This is a genomic window from Erwinia sp. TECH1, assembly GCF_054057575.1.
Map to the genome: position 1 here is coordinate 4,260,023 of NZ_JBSRZK010000001.1, position 15,507 is coordinate 4,275,529.

Here is a 15,507-nt window from a genome sequence, read left to right on the forward strand (position 1 = left end):
ACGGCATCACGCTGAACAACCGCAACAAAAGCGTCGGCGGCCAGCTGGCTATCGATATCGAACGCCTGCTGAACCATAAGCTGAGCAAAGCGGAACTGGCGGCGATGCCTGCCGCGCTGGCCGACGATCGGGGCCGCCACTATCTGGCGCCGGAAACGGTGAAGATCGCCACGTCCGGCTCGGCCGGGCAGTCCTACGGCGTCTTCTGCAACGACGGCATGCAGCTGCGCCATCGCGGCACCTGTAACGACGGCGTGGGCAAAGGCCAGTGCGGCGGCGAAATCGTGGTGATGTCGCCAGGCGGCGGCTCGCAGGATGCGGAAGGCAACGTATTAATCGGTAACTTCGCGCTGTTCGGCGCCACCGGCGGCCGACTGTTCGTTCAGGGACAGGCGGGCGACCGCTTCGCCGTGCGTAACTCCGGCGCCACGGCGGTAGTCGAAGGCGTGGGCGATTTCTGCTGCGAATATATGACCAACGGCGCGGTGCTGAACCTGGGCACCTTCGGCACCGGCTTCGGCAACGGCATGAGCGGCGGCTTCGCTTATCAGTACGACCCGTACCGCAAGCTGGCGAGCCATGCGGCAGGCGACTCCGTGCTGTTCGGCTCCATCACGGATAACGACGAGATGGCCAGAACCCACAAAGATGCGGTGCTGACCATGCTGCGCTGGCATCTTGCGGCGACCGGTTCGCCGCGTGCGGCCTGGCTGCTGACGCACTGGGAAACCGAGTGCCAGCACTTTGTCTACGTGATGCCGCGTTCGCTGCTGCTTTATCAGGACAGCAAGGAAATCCTCAAGGCGAAAGCGCGTAAGGATCTGCTGGAAGAGCTGTCTACCGCGATGGCCGCCCACCAGGTGGCGAAGTTTAAAGCCGCCTGGCGGAACAAATCCGCTATCGCCAACGGCGCGGTGCCCGCTTACGGCGCGACCGATACGCCGGAGATGTTTGTCCTGCTGAACAACTACACCGTGCTCAGCTTTGCGCAACAGCTCGCGCTTTCACGCCTGCCGAAAGGCACCTCGGTGAATAACGTCGCCGTGGAAAAAGCGGTACGCAACCTGCTGATGACGGAAGATTTCGCGCTGGTCAGCAAGCTACAGCGTCATGCGCGCTCGGCAATTGAAAACTACAGCGATGACGAGCTGGCCTGTCTGATTGCCGCCAAACGCATGGCGGATTACAAAGCGGCGCTGACGCAGCGCAATATCCGCTCGATGGATAGCCTGGCGACCTATGGCTGGATTATCTATCAGGATGCGCGCAACCGCGAAGTGTTGGGAGGACTGCCGGACTTTGAGGAGCTGTTCGCCCGCGCCGCGCTGCCGGAGATTGCTGCTGCCGTCGGGAAACTCTCCTGACGACCGGCTCCTGTTTATATGACGGATCGAGTAAAGAAAACAGATGAAAATTCCTTACATTCCTGAAGACGCGCCGTTTAACGGCGAGCAGAAATACTGGCTGGCGGGTTTCCTTGCCGGATTACATTCACGTCTGCTGGTGCTGGAAGAGCGCCCGCAGGCCGACAGCGGCACCGGCGCGGCGGCCACCACGCAGCTGCATATTCTGTTCGGCTCGCAAACCGGCAATGCGGAAGCGCTGGCGCAGAGCGCGGCGAAAGCCGCCCGCGACAGCGGGCTGGTGCCGGTGGTACAGGCGCTGGGCGAAGTGGACATTGAGATTTTCGCCTCGATGCGGCACGTGCTGGTGATCACCTCAACCTATGGCGAAGGCGAAATGCCGGATAACGCCCAGCTGTTCTGGCAGGCTATCTCCGCCAGCACCGCGCCGCGTCTTGAGCAGATGAACTTCGCCGTGCTGGCTATTGGCGATACCGGTTATGACGGCTTCTGCCAGGCGGGTAAATTTATCGATATGCGCCTGGAGCAGCTGGGCGCGAAGCGTCTTTACGATCGCATTGACTGCGATATTGACTATGAAGAGCCTTCGCACCAGTGGCTGACCGCCTCTATGCCGCAGTTTGCCGCCAGCGCGGGCAGCAGCGGCAAAGCGCTGGAAAACCGTCCCGAAGCGCCGGTTATTCCGGGCAGCAACAAGCAGAATCCTTATGCGGCCGCGCTGGTTACCAACCGACGCCTGTCGGGGCCGGATTCTGATAAAGATATCCGCCACTATGAGTTCGATCTCACCGATAGCGGCCTGAAATATGAAGCGGGCGATGCGCTGGGCGTTATCCCGGTTAACGACCCGACGCTGGTTAGCCTGCTGCTGGCACAGCTGAAGGCGGACTACGATACGCCGGTATCCGGCTATGACCGCAGCCTGGGCGATCTGCTGACCTATCAGTTTGAAATTTCCGAACCTTCACGCAAGCTGATTGAGTGGGTAGGCCAGAACACCACCAACCAGGAGCTGCGTCACGTGCTGCAGCATGACGATAAAGATGCCATGGGCGTCTGGCTGTGGGGCAAAGATTCGCTGGATCTGCTGCAGCTGGAGCTGGCGCGTTCCATCGGCATTCCTGAGTTTGTGGCGCTGCTGCGTCCGTTGCAGCATCGCGCCTATTCCATCTCGTCCAGCTCGAAGGCGCATCCAAACCAGGTGCATCTCACTATCGCTTCGGTGCGCTATCACAGCGCGGGTCGCGCGCGCAGTGGCGTCTGTTCCACCTATCTGGCGGAACGCGTGGGTCGGGGCGAAAAACCGTCGATCTTTATTTCGCCTAACAAAGCTTTTCGCGTTCCCGCAGACGGCAATACGCCGCTGATTATGGTTGGCCCCGGCACCGGCATCGCGCCCTTCCGCGCCTTTTTGCAGGAGCGTGAGGCAACCGGCGCTAAAGGTAAAAACTGGCTGTTCTTTGGCGACCAGCGCCTTGAGCATGACTTTATCTATCGCGACGAGCTGCTGAACTGGCAGGAAAAAGGCGTGTTGAACCGTCTGGATCTGGCCTTCTCGCGCGATCAGGCGAAAAAAATCTACGTGCAGAACCGTATGATGGAACAGGGCGCGGAGCTGTATGCGTGGCTACAGGAAGGCGCCTGTTTTTACGTCTGCGGCGATGCGTCACGAATGGCCAAAGATGTGGATAAAGCGCTGTACGAGGTTATTGCCCAGTTCGGCGGCCTGTCGGCAGAGCGCGCGGCGGACTATATCGATCAGCTGAAGAAAGAGAAACGCTACCTGCGCGACGTCTATTGATCCCCACGGCTGGCTGGGCAGCCGCTCAGCCAGCCGTTTCTTTCTGCTCTTCCGTAAGATATCTCACCACGACAGCGGGATTACCTGCTGCAACCGCGTAGTCCGGGACGCTGGTTCTTACCACGCTGCCCGCGCCAATCACCGCATGTCGCCCCACCGTGACGCCAGGCAGAATAATGGCATTCATGCCGATCCAGCTGTGTTCCTTGATCAGTACCGGCCTGACGGGCGTTCTCGCCGCCTCGTCGTCCGTCCCGCGAGCAAGCAGCGGATGACCGCTGCTGTCCATCAGCGTGACGCCTGGCCCAAAGGTTACATCATCCTCAACCGTCACGTTCTGCCAGGCGATAATGGCGGTTCCCTGCAGCACGCAGCCGGCACCGATAATAATTTTCCCCGCCTCAAAGCCGTTACGCTTCACCAGCGTCAGCTTAACCCGCCCGCAGTGAAAGGCTACCCGGTCCAGCGACTCCAGATAAGCGCCCTCGCCCAGCGAAATGCAGCGGGAAAAATCCGCCAGATCGATATAGTCTTTGTGGTACGTTTTATCTTTTACCCAGGTGAGCGTAATATCAGGCTCGCCAGAGAAACTCACCCCTTTAGCTAGCGAAGAACAGTGTTTAAAAGCGGTCGATTCAGGCGTGATAGAGATATTTTCGTATAAAGGCATCGTTTTCTTCCCGGTTTTGATCGGCATAGTGGCGGATAACTTTATTTAGCGAAAACTTGCTTTCGCCCAGATCGCAGCCATAAAAAGCGGTCTGCCAGAGCTGATATTTCTGATGAATTTTCTTGCCGGCAATTTCCGATTCGTTTTTATGGTCCGCAATCTGTTTTTGATGCGGGCAGTGTACCGAACATATTTCCCGGTCAACGATAAATCGGTTATTTTGTAAAAACAGCCGCACGCCTAAATCCACATCTTCACCGCCCCAACCGTTAAAATCCTCATCAAACAGCCCGGCTTTTATCAGCGCCTGGCGCTCCGCCGAGACGTGGCACGTCCAGAAAATATCAAAGGGTGCAGGCCATGAAGAAATATTATAGCCCAGCTCGTTATACTGCTGTTGCCGAATATCTTCTGCCTTCATCTCTTTAAAAAAGTTTACGGAAGCGCCGACATCCTCTGCACGAATAAAAGCATCCAGATCGGCCAGCATGGCGTCCGGCATTTCAAAACCGTAGACGTAGCCGATGCAGACGCCCGGCGTGCGGCTTTTCCGATGAATGCCGAGGTGCTTTTCCAGCGCGTCCTGCCGCAGCAGCACGCCGGAATCAATCAGCACGATATAGTCGCCTTCCGCCGCCGTAATACCGATGTTCCGCGCCTTTCCCGCGCGAAAACCGTTGTCGTACTGCCAGTAATAGCGAATATTCAGGCAGTCCTGATAGTCCTGACAAAGCTGACCGGTATTATCGCTACCGCCGTCATCCACGACGATAACTTCAAAAAAACGTTTATCCAGCGTTTGCCGCGTCAGCGCCTGTAGCGTTTTATTCAGCAATGCTTCTCGGTTATAGGTGGGTATAACTACGCTTACGGCTATTTCCATTCGTTGTATTCCTTAGCGCGCCACAAATCACCTGACAGTGAGTTAGTCAGAAAACATAAACAATAATTAACCTTTCCGTCTATTTCAATAATGTTAATTAAAGGAAATAATATTTATTGCTGTTTTTTGATAATGATCAATTGAATAATAAAAGTAATAACGCATAAGGAACACAGAAAAGAGTAATTAAGGAAACTACTGTAATTTATTTTCTGAATAATCGTTTCTCAACAAGATAAAAAAAGAGAATATTTTCAGAAAATGCTGGAGCGAAATTTAATTTATTGTTGATTACCAGACATAAAAAAACCGGCCCTGTTCGGGGGCCGGTTTCGCTGTTACGTCTACTTCACCACGCGCAGCGCCGGGCGTCCGCCACGCGGCGGCGGCTCGTCATTGCCGTCATCATCCTGACCACTGTCGTCAGGGCGATCGCCGTCAATAACCGACATCACCGTTTCCGGTGACTCATCCTGCGCCGTAGCCGGGTTATATTCGCCCGCCTCTTCGTAGGCCGGTTCAGGCTCGAACATCGTGCCCGCGCCGTTTTCACGCGCGTAGATAGCCATCACGGCCGCCAGCGGCACCGAAACCTGACGCGGGACGCCGCCAAAGCGCGCGTTAAACGTCACCTCGTCGTTACCCAGCTCCAGATTGCCTACGGCACGAGGCGCAATATTCAGCACGATTTGACCGTCGCGTGCATACTCCAGCGGCACCAGCACGCCGGGGAGGTTGATATCCACCACCAGATGAGGCGTCAGCTGGTTGTCCAGCAGCCACTCGTAAAAGGCTCGCAGCAGATAGGGACGACGTGCGGTAAGTTGCGACATTTCCATATCAGCCCCGCGTATGCAGGCGCATTTCCCGTTCTGCTTCCGTCAGAGAAGCCAGGAAGGAATCACGTTCGAACACGCGCGTCATATAGCCCTTCAGCTCTTTCGAGCCGGCGCCGATCAGCTCGATGCCCATCTGCGGCAGACGCCACAGCAGCGGCGCCAGGTAGCAGTCTACCAGGCTGAATTCTTCGCTCATAAAGAAAGGCGTACGAGAGAACAGCGGCGCAATCGCCAGCAGCTCTTCGCGCAGCTGTTTGCGCGCGGCTTCCGCTTCCTGCGCCGTGCCGTTTTCCACTTTACGCATCAGGCTGTACCAGTCCTGCTCGACGCGATGCATCATCAGGCGGCTTTCGCCACGTGCGACCGGGTAGACAGGCATCAGCGGCGGATGCGGGAAACGCTCATCAAGGTATTCCATGATGATGCGGGATTCATACAGCGTCAGTTCACGATCGACTAACGTAGGAACGGTACGGTACGGATTGAGGTCAATCAGATCCTGGGGCAGGCTATCCATTTCTACCTGCTCGATCTCTACGCTGACACCCTTCTCCGCCAGCACAATACGCACCTGATGGCTAAAAATGTCAGTCGGACCAGAAAACAGCGTCATTACCGAACGTTTGTTGGCAGCGACAGCCATGTAAACCTCCAAGTTTATCCAGAAAATTACTGCGCAAGCCCGCCACACGGCGACCAGACGGCTAAATTGCCCCGGCTAACCCGGACGACGCTTCGTCTGTGCAGCCGCCCGGCTAATAGGCACAAAGTGTCACTCAGTTTACCAGATTTTAGCCAGCTTGTGGGGCAGGAATACGGATTTGACGGGAAAATGACAGAGCCCGTCGCGTTTTTACGAGCCAGGCCGAAAATCAGGCAAGAAAAAACCCGGTGCAGGCACCGGGTTTTTCGATAATCGATTCTGCAAGCGCAGAATAAATTAACGCTTGGAGAACTGTGGACGACGACGTGCTTTACGCAGACCGACTTTCTTACGTTCAACCTGACGGGCATCACGGGTAACGAAGCCTGCTTTACGCAGTTCGCCACGCAGTGACTCGTCATATTCCATCAGCGCGCGGGTGATACCGTGACGGATCGCACCAGCCTGACCAGAAATACCACCACCTTTAACGGTGACGTACAGATCGAATTTACCGACCAGGTCCAGCAGTTCCAGCGGCTGGCGAACTACCATGCGGGCAGTTTCGCGACCGAAGTACTGTTCCAGAGAACGCTGGTTGATAACGATGTTACCACTGCCCGGCTTGATAAATACGCGAGCGGTAGAGCTTTTGCGGCGACCAGTGCCGTAGTTTTGATTCTCAGCCATTGCCTGTAATCCCGATTAAATGTCAAGAACTTGCGGTTGCTGTGCCGCATGGTTGTGCTCGTTGCCCGCGTAAACTTTCAGTTTACGGTACATAGCACGACCCAGCGGGCCCTTTGGCAGCATGCCTTTAACCGCGATTTCAATCACACGCTCAGGACGGCGAGCAATCATCTCTTCGAAGGTCGCTTGCTTGATACCACCGATGTGGCCAGTGTGATGATAGTAAATCTTATCGGTACGCTTGTTGCCGGTTACAGCAACTTTGTCAGCGTTCAGAACGATAATGTAATCACCGGTATCTACGTGCGGAGTATATTCCGCTTTATGCTTACCGCGCAGACGACGAGCCAGCTCAGTCGCTAAACGACCTAAAGTTTTGCCCGTTGCGTCAACAACATACCAGTCACGTTGGACGGATTCTGGTTTAGCTGTAAAAGTTTTCATCTAAAAGCTTACCCAAATTAAGTTACACGTTGGTGAAATCCCAAACGCTTGAATAAACGGTTGAGGCTCACACGACCATCTCGACCAGCAAGCCCACCCCTTCGGATAGAGTTACTGGAACACAAAGAGTTTTGGGAAAAAAACCTTTGCTGTAACGTGGGGTCGCAAGATTATAGAGAAGTCGCCCGCAAAGCGCGACCCCTTTTTACAATTAAATGCGTCCCGACGCCGGGAAATTTAACGACTCATGGCAGGTGCGGCAGTCGGAGATACTCTTCGCTTTGCATCTCCTGCAGCCGCGAAACGCAGCGCTGATATTCAAACTTCAGCCGCGCGCCCTGATAGATTTCGTACAGCGTAGCCTCCGCCGAGACGACCAGCTTAACATGCCGTTCGTAAAACTCATCCACCAACGCTAAAAAACGTCGCGCCTGGTCTTCGGTTTTGTAGATCATCACCGGCACGTTAAACAGCAGCACGCTGTGAAAACGGCGCGACAGCTCAATATAGTCGTGCTGGCTGCGCCCTTCGCCGCACAGCGTCAGGAAATCCATCGCCACCACGCCTTCTGCCACGCCCAGCGTCGGCATCTTACGATGGTTGATCTCCAGCACGGGCTTATCGCTGCGATCGCTGCCGGCCAGCGCAACAAACATGCGGTCCATCTCTTTCGTGGTCGCCTCATTCAGCGGCATCATCCACAGATGGGCAGACGTCAGCGTGCGCAGGCGATAGTCGATGCCCGCATCCACATTCATCACGTCACAGTGTTGCTTTATCATCTCTATGGCTGGCAGAAAGCGTGCCCGCTGCAGGCCGTTGCGATACAGATCGTCCGGCGGAATGTTAGAGGTGGCGACCAGCGTGATCCCTCTGGCGAACAGCGCCTCCATCAGCGTGCCCAGCAGCATGGCATCAGTGATATCGGAAACGAAGAACTCATCGAAACAGAGCAGATCCGTTTCGCTTTTAAAGCGGTCAGCCACGATCTGTAAAGGATCGCTGTGGCCCTGAAGGCCCCTCAGCTCTTCATGCACGCGCAACATAAAACGATGGAAGTGCAGCCGCTGCTTGCGCTCGCCAGGAATTGCCTGAAAAAACATGTCCATCAGCCAGGTTTTGCCCCGGCCGACGCCGCCCCACATATAGAGGCCGCGAACAGGCGTCTGCGGCTCGTTTTTGCCTTTTCCCATGAGCTTATTCAGCCGGCCAAACAGCCCTTTGGTTGGGGCGGCGGCGGCGGGTTCGCGCCGGCTCAGCGCCTGATAAATCCCATCCAGGCGGGTAACGGCTTCACGTTGAATATCATCAGGTTGATACTCGCCGTTTTCCAGCGCCCGTTGGTAAAGCGCAAGAGGAGACTTCGTTTGCATAGATTCCCATTCCCTGAATTATTCGGTGCGTCAGGTGATTGATTGTCGAAAAAAAGGCCGTTCTACACTAAGCGATGCAGCCGCAGGATTCCACTTCCATGAGATTAGCGGTTATAGTGGCTGTTAACGGACTGGCATAAGGCCAGAGGTTTTTACGGAACGATGAAGACAACACGGGAGTTATTATGACCTGGGAATACGCGCTTATTGGCCTGGTAGCGGGAGTAATTATCGGTGCGCTGGCGATGCGTTTTGGTAACAAGAAACTGCGCGAGCAGCGCAGCCAGCAGTACGAACTGGAAAAAACCAAAGCCGAACTGGCTGATTATCGCGAAGAGCTGACCAGCCACTTCGCGCAGAGCGCTGAGCTGCTGGATAATATGGCGCGCGACTACCGCCAGCTTTATCAGCATATGGCGAAAGGTTCCAACGACCTGCTGCCGAACCTGCCGGGCGAAAAAAATCCGTTTGCTTATCAGCTGACCGAATCGGAAGCGGATAACGATCAGGTGCCGGTGCAGATGCCGCGTGATTACCCTGACAGCGCTACCGGCCTGCTGCGCGGCGAGCGTACGGCGCACGAGAAATAGAACGGACGCGTCCTGTGGTAAAGGGGGCGTTAATCGCCCCTTTTTACTCTTCTGACCCTTGTGTCCTGGCTTCGTCCCGGATGCTCTCCCCCACTTTTTGCGAGTCTTAGCGATGAAGAAATCATTACTGTTGAGCGCATTAGCCCTGAGTATCAGCATGGGTTCAGCTCCGGCGGCGCAGGCCACGCTACCGGCACAAATTCAGGGGCAGCCGCTGCCCAGCCTGGCGCCGATGCTGGAAAAAGTGCTGCCTGCGGTGGTCAGCGTCCACGTGGCGGGCACGCAGCCGACGCAAACGCAGGAAATTCCCGAGCAGCTGAAACGCTTTTTCGGGCAGGAAGGTCAGGACGGCGGCGACAGCAGCCAGCCTTTTGAAGGCCTGGCGTCCGGCGTGGTCATTAACGCCGAAAAGGGCTATATCCTTACCAATAATCATGTGGTTAACGGCGCGGATAAAATCAGCGTCCAGCTGAGCGACGGCCGGGAATTTGACGCTAAGCTTATTGGCCACGACGAACAGACCGATATCGCGCTGATCCAGGTCAGCGGCGCCAAAGGCCTGACGCAGGTGAAAGTGGCCGATTCCGACCAGCTGAAGGTCGGCGACTTCGCGGTGGCGATCGGCAATCCGTTCGGCCTTGGCCAGACGGCCACATCCGGCATCGTGTCGGCGCTGGGACGCAGCGGGCTGAATCTGGAAGGGCTGGAAAACTTTATTCAGACCGATGCGGCGATCAATCGCGGCAACTCCGGCGGCGCGCTGGTTAATCTTAACGGCGAACTGATCGGCATTAACACCGCTATTCTCTCTTCTGCCGGCGGCAATATCGGTATCGGCTTCGCTATTCCGGGCAATATGGCGATGAATCTGGCGCAGCAGCTGATCGAGTTTGGCGAGGTGAAACGCGGCCAGCTGGGTATTAAAGGCACGGAGATGACGGCGGAGATGGCGAAAGCCTTTAACGTTGACGCCCAGCGCGGCGCTTTCGTCAATGAAGTGCTGCCAGGCTCGGCGGCGGCTAAAGCCGGCATCAAAGCGGGCGATATTATTACCTCGCTGGATGACAAGCCGGTGGAAAGCTTTGCCGCGCTGCGGGTGAAAATTGGCACCACCGCGCCGGGCAAAGAGGTGAAGGTAGGCCTGCTGCGCGACGGCAAGCCGCAGACGCTGACCGTGAAGCTGGATAACAGCACCCAAACCGCCAGCACAGAGCTGCTGAACCCTGCGCTACAGGGCGCGACCTTGAGCGACGGCGCGGCGAAAGACGGCACCAAAGGCGTCAGCGTGGACAGCGTCGATAAAGGCACGCCGGCCGCGCAGTTCGGCCTGCAAAAAGACGATATTATCGTCGGACTTAACCGCACCCGCGTTGAAAATCTTGCCGACCTGCGCAAGCAGCTGGCGGCAAAACCTTCGCTGCTGGCGCTGAATGTTATCCGCAACGGCGAAAGCCTCTACCTGCTTTTACGCTAAAACTTCGGGCGGACACCTGCGCGTCCGCCCGACTCATGTTATCCTGCCCATCGTCTATTCATTCATCAGTTAAAGCCATGTTTCCTAAACTTATGCGTTCAGTGCTTCTTGGCCTGGTGGTAGCGGGCCTGCTGCTGGTCGCGCTGCCCGCGCTGCGCATCGGCAATAATTTTTTTACGCTAAAAGATGACAGCGCCAGCCAGAAGCCCGTCAGCTATAACGACGCCGTGCGCCGCGCCGCGCCTGCGGTGGTGAACGTCTATAATCGCAGCGCCAACGCGTCGGCCCATAACCTGGAAATCCGCACGCTGGGCTCGGGCGTGATTATGGACGGGCGGGGCTATATCCTGACCAACAAGCATGTGATTAACGATGCCGATCAGATTATCGTCGCGCTGCAGGATGGCCGAATTTTTGAAGCCATGCTGGTAGGCTCGGACAGCCTGACCGATCTGGCCGTGCTGAAGATCACCGCTTCCGGCCTGCCGGTTATTCCTGTTAATCCTAAGCGAGTGGCGCATATCGGCGATCTGGTGATGGCGATAGGCAACCCTTACAACATTGGCCAGACGGTTACGCAGGGCATCATCAGCGCGACCGGCCGCGTAGGCCTCAGCCCTTCCCGCTATCAGAACTTCCTGCAAACCGATGCCTCTATTAATAAAGGCAACTCCGGCGGCGCGCTGATTAACTCACTGGGCGAACTGATGGGCATTAACACGCTGTCGTTCGATAAAAGCAACGATGGCGAAACGCCGGAAGGCATCGGTTTTGCCATCCCTACCGCGCTGGCGGCGAAAATCATGGACAAGCTTATCCGCGACGGCCGCGTTATCCGTGGGTTTATCGGCATCAGCGGACGTGAAATTCCGCAAATGCATGGCCAGAACGGCAGCATCGATCACGTTCAGGGCATTGTGGTGACCAACGTGGCGCAGGGCGGGCCGGCGGCGAAAGCAGGCCTGCAGGTGAACGACGTCATCGTCAGCGTGAACCATAAGCCTGCGGTTTCCGCGCTGGAAACCATGGACCAGGTGGCGGAAATCCGTCCGGGAACGGCGATTGATGTGGATATTTTGCGTAACGATCGCAAGATGACGCTGCAAATTACCGTACTGGAATATCCGGGCAGCTAAACGGCAAGGGCCAGCGAAAGCTGGCCCTGAGTGGCTTACTTCACGAACTCTTCGCCCTGAGCGATATCTTTCTTCAGCGTCTCCAGCATGTTCTGTAGCGCCTGCTCTTCAAACGTACTCAAAGCGCCGATGGGCTTACGCTCCGCAACGCCGTTTTTCCCCAGCAGCAGCGGCTGAGCGAAAAAGCGAGCATGCGCGCCGTCGCCTTCAACGTAGGCGCACTCCACCACGTTGCTTTCACCCTGTAGGGCACGCACCAGCGACAGACCAAATTTCGCTGCGGCCTGGCCCATTGACAGCGTGGCAGACCCGCCGCCGGCTTTTGCCTCAACCACTTCTGTACCCGCGTTCTGGATACGTTTAGTCAGATCGGCCACTTCCTGATCCGTAAAGCTTACGCCCGGCACCTGCGACAGCAGCGGCAGGATAGTGACGCCGGAATGGCCGCCAATCACCGGCACGTTCAGCGCCGCCGGATCTTTGCCCTTCAGCTCGGCGACAAAGGTATTGGAGCGGATAATATCCAGCGTGGTCACGCCGAACAGTTTGTTCTTGTCATAGACGCCCGCTTTTTTCAGCACCTCGGCGGCGATAGCCACGGTGGTGTTAACGGGGTTAGTAATGATGCCGATCAGCGCTTTTGGACAGGTAGCGGCGACCTGCTCAATCAGATTGCGCACGATACCGGCGTTAACATTAAACAGGTCTGCGCGGTCCATACCAGGCTTACGCGCTACGCCTGCGGAGATCAGGACTACGTCAGCGCCCTGCAAGGCTGGCGTCGCGTCTTCACCGCTAAAGCCTTTGATTTTCACCGCAGTAGGGATGTGGCTCAGATCGACAGCCACGCCGGGCGTCACGGGAGCGATATCGTACAGTGAGAGATCTGAACCTGCCGGAAGCTGGGTTTTAAGCAGAAGAGCAAGGGCCTGGCCAATGCCGCCAGCCGCGCCGAGAACTGCAACTTTCATCCTAAACTCCTTATTATTTTGAGGGGGAAGTGCCGTGGAATCATTTGCTTATGAGCATATCTGACCTGCGAGGCCTGAGCGACAGCATTTACCCTCATGCACGACGGCGCATCATACAGGATAAAGCGACAGAGACTGACCGCAATATGCCCGGTAAGGCCATTCGAGGCTGCAGGCAACGCGGTCAACGTTACACTACACCGTTAATACTTAGCCAAACAACATCAATTTTATAACAATCTGTTCACTTATTGTGCGCGACGTCGCGGAATAAGGCGAATTTTTCACGGCCGCGATCTGGCAACGAACGTTAACAGGGTGTAAAAAAGAGGCTTAATTTGCATAAAAATGCAAAAAAGTGCATAATAAGAAGTTATCCCAGCCGGGAATTCTCTTGCGACCTTTAGCGAAAAACTATGCGTAATCCAGCAAAACAAGAAGATCTGATTAAGGCGTTTAAGGCCTTATTAAAAGAAGAAAAATTTAGCTCGCAGGGCGAGATCGTCACTGCGCTCCAGGAACAGGGCTTTGATAATATCAACCAGTCCAAGGTTTCGCGGATGCTGACCCGCTTTGGCGCCGTGCGCACGCGCAACGCCAAAATGGAAATGGTTTACTGTCTGCCTGCCGAGCTGGGCGTGCCGACCACCAGCAGCCCGCTCAAGAATCTGGTGCTTGATATCGATTATAATGACGCGCTGATTGTGATCCATACCAGCCCTGGCGCGGCGCAGCTGATTGCCCGCATGCTGGACTCGCTGGGCAAGCCCGAAGGCATCCTCGGCACCATCGCCGGTGACGACACGATTTTCATTACCCCAGCCCGCCACGTTACCATCAGACACCTGCGTGATTCCGTCCTGAAATTATTCGATCAGGAACTATAAGCCGCCGGTTTTTATGCAGTTCTTTATCGTTTTCCCCGCGCGCCGGCGACCGTTGGCGCGTTGTCTTTTCTCTCTCCACTCCGTTAAAAACAGCATAATACACTGGCTTATTGCGCTGACATCGCCGTTAAACTTTATGGACTCCCGTCTCGCAGTGTGATCTGCCACAAAGAAGCGCACAAATAGTTAAATTGATCTATCTCAATGTTTTTACGCATATTTAACGCAGCCAGAGCAACTTATAAGCGTTTTTTATAACTGAACGTTATTAAAAAGTGGTTAACGGCTTAAATATCGCAACAAAACATTATTAGCCTGCTATTAATATTTTACGTTATCAGATCTATAATCCTTTTCGTGATGTGAATCACACTAACAACACGATAAAAATAATGACGAGGAAAATTTTCATGAACGTAAAAACTACCGTGGCTGCCGCCAGCCTGCTCTCTCTGCTCTCTTTTGGTGCTTTTGCAGCTGAATCTGTTAACGCGGATCAGGCGCAAAACATGCAATCGATCGGCACCGTTAGCGTGAGCGGCGTCAGCGCATCCCCTATGGATATCAATGCCCAGCTGAGCCAGAAAGCCGACGCTCAGGGCGCTAAAGCCTACCGTGTGGTCGAGGCCTATTTAAACGGCAACTATCACGCTACGGCTGAGCTGTACAAATAATCAACCTAACTCTGACGATAACCCCAAGAATAATAAAAGTTTTTTAGCCCTTTCGGTTATCGCCCTACTTCTGGAGCATCTGTTATGAACACGAAATTTACTATCGCTGCACTAAGCCTGGCTTCCGTTCTCTCTTTCGGCGCCAGCGCTGCCAACCTGGTAACCGATCAGCAGGTTGCCAACGAAAATCTGCAGTCTATGGGTACCATCAGCGTTAGCGGCATCGACGGCGCGCCAACCACCATCCGTCAGCAGCTTTCACAGAAAGCCGACGAACAGGGCGCGAAATCGTATCGGGTGATTGAGGCCTACAACAACGGCAACTATCACGCGACCGCAGAACTTTATAAATAAGATGGGCGACGGGCAGGCGTAAAGCCTGCCGCTATATCGACGACCTGACAGGTTTCAGACGCGGGTTGTTGAGGACAATGAGGAAGAAAATCATGAAAACAACTTTAGCCGTATTAAGCCTGCTCTCCGTACTTTCCTTCGGCGCTTCAGCTGCACAGCTGGTTAACGCAGAGCAATCGCAGCATCTACAATCCGCCGGCACCATTTCATTAGGCGGCGTGGCGGGCGCACCGATGGATATTCGTCAGCAGCTGTCGCAGAAAGCGGATGAACAAGGCGCCAGCGCCTATCGCGTTATCGAAGCGCGTAACGACAACACCTGGCACGTCACCGCCGAGCTGTATAAGTAATTCCTCGTCACCGTTACCCTGACGGTTATATGACGAACCTTTTGGCCCCGTTCGCCGGGGCCTTTTTTCGTTTCAGCGCACGTTAAATCGTAGCTGCCCTTCCAGCTCTTCCTCCGCTTCGTCAAACAGCAGGATCAACGCGCCGTAGCGCCGTCTCTGGCCTGTGCCAAGATGCACAAATTCGATCTCCAGCGGTAACGGCAGCGATCTGTCGCTCACCACTTCCCACAGGCTGTCCAAATCGGTAATAAGCCGATCGCCCAGTGAAAAACGATCGCTGAACTGTCGGAAGAAATGCGCCTGATCCACGATTTCATTAAAATCAAAAATTTCTGTTCTCATACTGCCGCTCCACAGGAAAACG

The 15,507-nt window shown here is 55.3% G+C and carries 18 protein-coding genes; 9 read left to right on the forward strand and 9 right to left on the reverse strand.

Going from position 1 to position 15,507, the window contains the following annotated elements; translation table 11 throughout:
- Positions 1 to 104 precede the first annotated feature (104 nt).
- Positions 105 to 1,364 (forward strand): GltB/FmdC/FwdC-like GXGXG domain-containing protein, encoded by a 1,260-nt coding sequence (locus ACVWZ0_RS19960; protein WP_456784775.1) that lies wholly within the window; start codon positions 105 to 107, stop codon positions 1,362 to 1,364.
- A 43-nt stretch (positions 1,365 to 1,407) separates the two neighbouring features.
- Positions 1,408 to 3,165 (forward strand): sulfite reductase subunit alpha, encoded by a 1,758-nt coding sequence (locus ACVWZ0_RS19965; RefSeq protein WP_253457853.1) that lies wholly within the window; start codon positions 1,408 to 1,410, stop codon positions 3,163 to 3,165.
- 25 nt (positions 3,166 to 3,190) lie between these two features.
- Here ACVWZ0_RS19965 and ACVWZ0_RS19970 read toward each other — a convergent pair whose 3' ends face one another.
- The 7 genes from ACVWZ0_RS19970 to zapE all read right to left on the reverse strand — a co-directional run bounded on the left by ACVWZ0_RS19970 (position 3,191) and on the right by zapE (position 8,707).
- A complete protein-coding gene (locus ACVWZ0_RS19970) occupies positions 3,191 to 3,835 on the reverse strand; it encodes an acyltransferase (RefSeq protein ID WP_301289655.1) in 645 nt (214 codons plus the stop codon).
- A complete protein-coding gene (locus tag ACVWZ0_RS19975) occupies positions 3,801 to 4,718 on the reverse strand; it encodes a glycosyltransferase (protein WP_253457849.1) in 918 nt (305 codons plus the stop codon). Before ACVWZ0_RS19975 ends, ACVWZ0_RS19970 begins: the two co-directional genes overlap by 35 nt.
- A 344-nt stretch (positions 4,719 to 5,062) precedes the next feature.
- Positions 5,063 to 5,557 (reverse strand): ClpXP protease specificity-enhancing factor, encoded by a 495-nt coding sequence (sspB, locus tag ACVWZ0_RS19980; protein ID WP_253457846.1) that lies wholly within the window; start codon positions 5,555 to 5,557, stop codon positions 5,063 to 5,065.
- Between the two features lies 1 nt (position 5,558).
- Positions 5,559 to 6,200: a stringent starvation protein SspA gene (gene sspA / locus ACVWZ0_RS19985; protein ID WP_125287075.1), complete on the reverse strand. Its 642-nt coding sequence runs from the start codon at positions 6,198 to 6,200 to the stop codon at positions 5,559 to 5,561.
- Positions 6,201 to 6,497: 297 nt separating this feature from the next.
- Entirely contained in the window at positions 6,498 to 6,890 is a 393-nt protein-coding gene (rpsI, locus tag ACVWZ0_RS19990) for a 30S ribosomal protein S9 (protein WP_125287074.1), read from the reverse strand.
- Positions 6,891 to 6,905: 15 nt separating this feature from the next.
- Positions 6,906 to 7,334: a 50S ribosomal protein L13 gene (rplM, locus tag ACVWZ0_RS19995; RefSeq protein ID WP_125287073.1), complete on the reverse strand. Its 429-nt coding sequence runs from the start codon at positions 7,332 to 7,334 to the stop codon at positions 6,906 to 6,908.
- A gap of 245 nt (positions 7,335 to 7,579) precedes the next feature.
- Complete coding sequence (gene zapE, locus ACVWZ0_RS20000; RefSeq protein ID WP_253457842.1) at positions 7,580 to 8,707, reverse strand: cell division protein ZapE; 1,128 nt, start codon at positions 8,705 to 8,707, stop codon at positions 7,580 to 7,582.
- Positions 8,708 to 8,892: 185 nt separating this feature from the next.
- Between zapE and zapG the strand changes: the two genes are divergently transcribed.
- From zapG to degS, 3 genes are all read left to right on the forward strand, one after another.
- Positions 8,893 to 9,297, forward strand: coding sequence for a Z-ring associated protein ZapG (zapG, locus tag ACVWZ0_RS20005; protein WP_125287071.1), 405 nt, complete (start codon positions 8,893 to 8,895; stop codon positions 9,295 to 9,297).
- Positions 9,298 to 9,409: 112 nt separating this feature from the next.
- Positions 9,410 to 10,771: a serine endoprotease DegQ gene (gene degQ / locus ACVWZ0_RS20010; RefSeq protein WP_253457839.1), complete on the forward strand. Its 1,362-nt coding sequence runs from the start codon at positions 9,410 to 9,412 to the stop codon at positions 10,769 to 10,771.
- Between the two features lie 77 nt (positions 10,772 to 10,848).
- Positions 10,849 to 11,907 carry an outer membrane-stress sensor serine endopeptidase DegS gene (gene degS, locus ACVWZ0_RS20015; RefSeq protein ID WP_253457837.1) on the forward strand — a complete coding sequence of 353 codons (1,059 nt, stop codon included), beginning with the start codon at positions 10,849 to 10,851 and terminating at the stop codon, positions 11,905 to 11,907.
- Positions 11,908 to 11,942: 35 nt separating this feature from the next.
- On the opposite strand, the gene mdh is transcribed toward degS, so the two are convergent.
- On the reverse strand, positions 11,943 to 12,878 hold the full coding sequence (gene mdh / locus ACVWZ0_RS20020) for a malate dehydrogenase (RefSeq protein ID WP_253457834.1): 936 nt from the start codon (positions 12,876 to 12,878) through the stop codon (positions 11,943 to 11,945).
- A 416-nt stretch (positions 12,879 to 13,294) separates the two neighbouring features.
- On the opposite strand from mdh, the gene argR reads away from it, so the two are divergent.
- The 4 genes from argR to yhcN (ACVWZ0_RS20040) all read left to right on the forward strand — a co-directional run bounded on the left by argR (position 13,295) and on the right by yhcN (ACVWZ0_RS20040) (position 15,143).
- Positions 13,295 to 13,765 carry a transcriptional regulator ArgR gene (gene argR, locus ACVWZ0_RS20025; protein WP_125287067.1) on the forward strand — a complete coding sequence of 157 codons (471 nt, stop codon included), beginning with the start codon at positions 13,295 to 13,297 and terminating at the stop codon, positions 13,763 to 13,765.
- Between the two features lie 410 nt (positions 13,766 to 14,175).
- Positions 14,176 to 14,439: a peroxide/acid stress response protein YhcN gene (gene yhcN / locus ACVWZ0_RS20030; protein WP_253457832.1), complete on the forward strand. Its 264-nt coding sequence runs from the start codon at positions 14,176 to 14,178 to the stop codon at positions 14,437 to 14,439.
- A gap of 84 nt (positions 14,440 to 14,523) precedes the next feature.
- The gene (yhcN, locus tag ACVWZ0_RS20035) at positions 14,524 to 14,793 is read left to right on the forward strand and encodes a peroxide/acid stress response protein YhcN (RefSeq protein ID WP_253457830.1); all 270 of its coding nucleotides are present in this window, start codon (positions 14,524 to 14,526) and stop codon (positions 14,791 to 14,793) included.
- Between the two features lie 92 nt (positions 14,794 to 14,885).
- Positions 14,886 to 15,143 carry a peroxide/acid stress response protein YhcN gene (yhcN, locus tag ACVWZ0_RS20040; RefSeq protein WP_253457828.1) on the forward strand — a complete coding sequence of 86 codons (258 nt, stop codon included), beginning with the start codon at positions 14,886 to 14,888 and terminating at the stop codon, positions 15,141 to 15,143.
- Between the two features lie 72 nt (positions 15,144 to 15,215).
- Here the strand turns inward: yhcN (ACVWZ0_RS20040) and ACVWZ0_RS20045 are convergent, their stop codons facing one another.
- Complete coding sequence (locus ACVWZ0_RS20045; RefSeq protein ID WP_253457826.1) at positions 15,216 to 15,485, reverse strand: barstar family protein; 270 nt, start codon at positions 15,483 to 15,485, stop codon at positions 15,216 to 15,218.
- Positions 15,486 to 15,507 lie beyond the last annotated feature (22 nt).

What these genes read in the sequence shown, in the direction of transcription:
- ACVWZ0_RS19960 (WP_456784775.1), top strand. Translation starts at nt 105, where the DNA reads ATGCCTGCCGCGCTGGCCGACGATCGGGGCCGCCACTATCTGGCGCCG.
- ACVWZ0_RS19965 (WP_253457853.1), top strand. Translation starts at nt 1,408, where the DNA reads ATGAAAATTCCTTACATTCCTGAAGACGCGCCGTTTAACGGCGAGCAG.
- ACVWZ0_RS19970 (WP_301289655.1), bottom strand. Translation starts at nt 3,835, where the DNA reads ATGCCTTTATACGAAAATATCTCTATCACGCCTGAATCGACCGCTTTT.
- ACVWZ0_RS19975 (WP_253457849.1), bottom strand. Translation starts at nt 4,718, where the DNA reads ATGGAAATAGCCGTAAGCGTAGTTATACCCACCTATAACCGAGAAGCA.
- sspB (WP_253457846.1), bottom strand. Translation starts at nt 5,557, where the DNA reads ATGGAAATGTCGCAACTTACCGCACGTCGTCCCTATCTGCTGCGAGCC.
- sspA (WP_125287075.1), bottom strand. Translation starts at nt 6,200, where the DNA reads ATGGCTGTCGCTGCCAACAAACGTTCGGTAATGACGCTGTTTTCTGGT.
- rpsI (WP_125287074.1), bottom strand. Translation starts at nt 6,890, where the DNA reads ATGGCTGAGAATCAAAACTACGGCACTGGTCGCCGCAAAAGCTCTACC.
- rplM (WP_125287073.1), bottom strand. Translation starts at nt 7,334, where the DNA reads ATGAAAACTTTTACAGCTAAACCAGAATCCGTCCAACGTGACTGGTAT.
- zapE (WP_253457842.1), bottom strand. Translation starts at nt 8,707, where the DNA reads ATGCAAACGAAGTCTCCTCTTGCGCTTTACCAACGGGCGCTGGAAAAC.
- zapG (WP_125287071.1), top strand. Translation starts at nt 8,893, where the DNA reads ATGACCTGGGAATACGCGCTTATTGGCCTGGTAGCGGGAGTAATTATC.
- degQ (WP_253457839.1), top strand. Translation starts at nt 9,410, where the DNA reads ATGAAGAAATCATTACTGTTGAGCGCATTAGCCCTGAGTATCAGCATG.
- degS (WP_253457837.1), top strand. Translation starts at nt 10,849, where the DNA reads ATGTTTCCTAAACTTATGCGTTCAGTGCTTCTTGGCCTGGTGGTAGCG.
- mdh (WP_253457834.1), bottom strand. Translation starts at nt 12,878, where the DNA reads ATGAAAGTTGCAGTTCTCGGCGCGGCTGGCGGCATTGGCCAGGCCCTT.
- argR (WP_125287067.1), top strand. Translation starts at nt 13,295, where the DNA reads ATGCGTAATCCAGCAAAACAAGAAGATCTGATTAAGGCGTTTAAGGCC.
- yhcN (WP_253457832.1), top strand. Translation starts at nt 14,176, where the DNA reads ATGAACGTAAAAACTACCGTGGCTGCCGCCAGCCTGCTCTCTCTGCTC.
- yhcN (WP_253457830.1), top strand. Translation starts at nt 14,524, where the DNA reads ATGAACACGAAATTTACTATCGCTGCACTAAGCCTGGCTTCCGTTCTC.
- yhcN (WP_253457828.1), top strand. Translation starts at nt 14,886, where the DNA reads ATGAAAACAACTTTAGCCGTATTAAGCCTGCTCTCCGTACTTTCCTTC.
- ACVWZ0_RS20045 (WP_253457826.1), bottom strand. Translation starts at nt 15,485, where the DNA reads ATGAGAACAGAAATTTTTGATTTTAATGAAATCGTGGATCAGGCGCAT.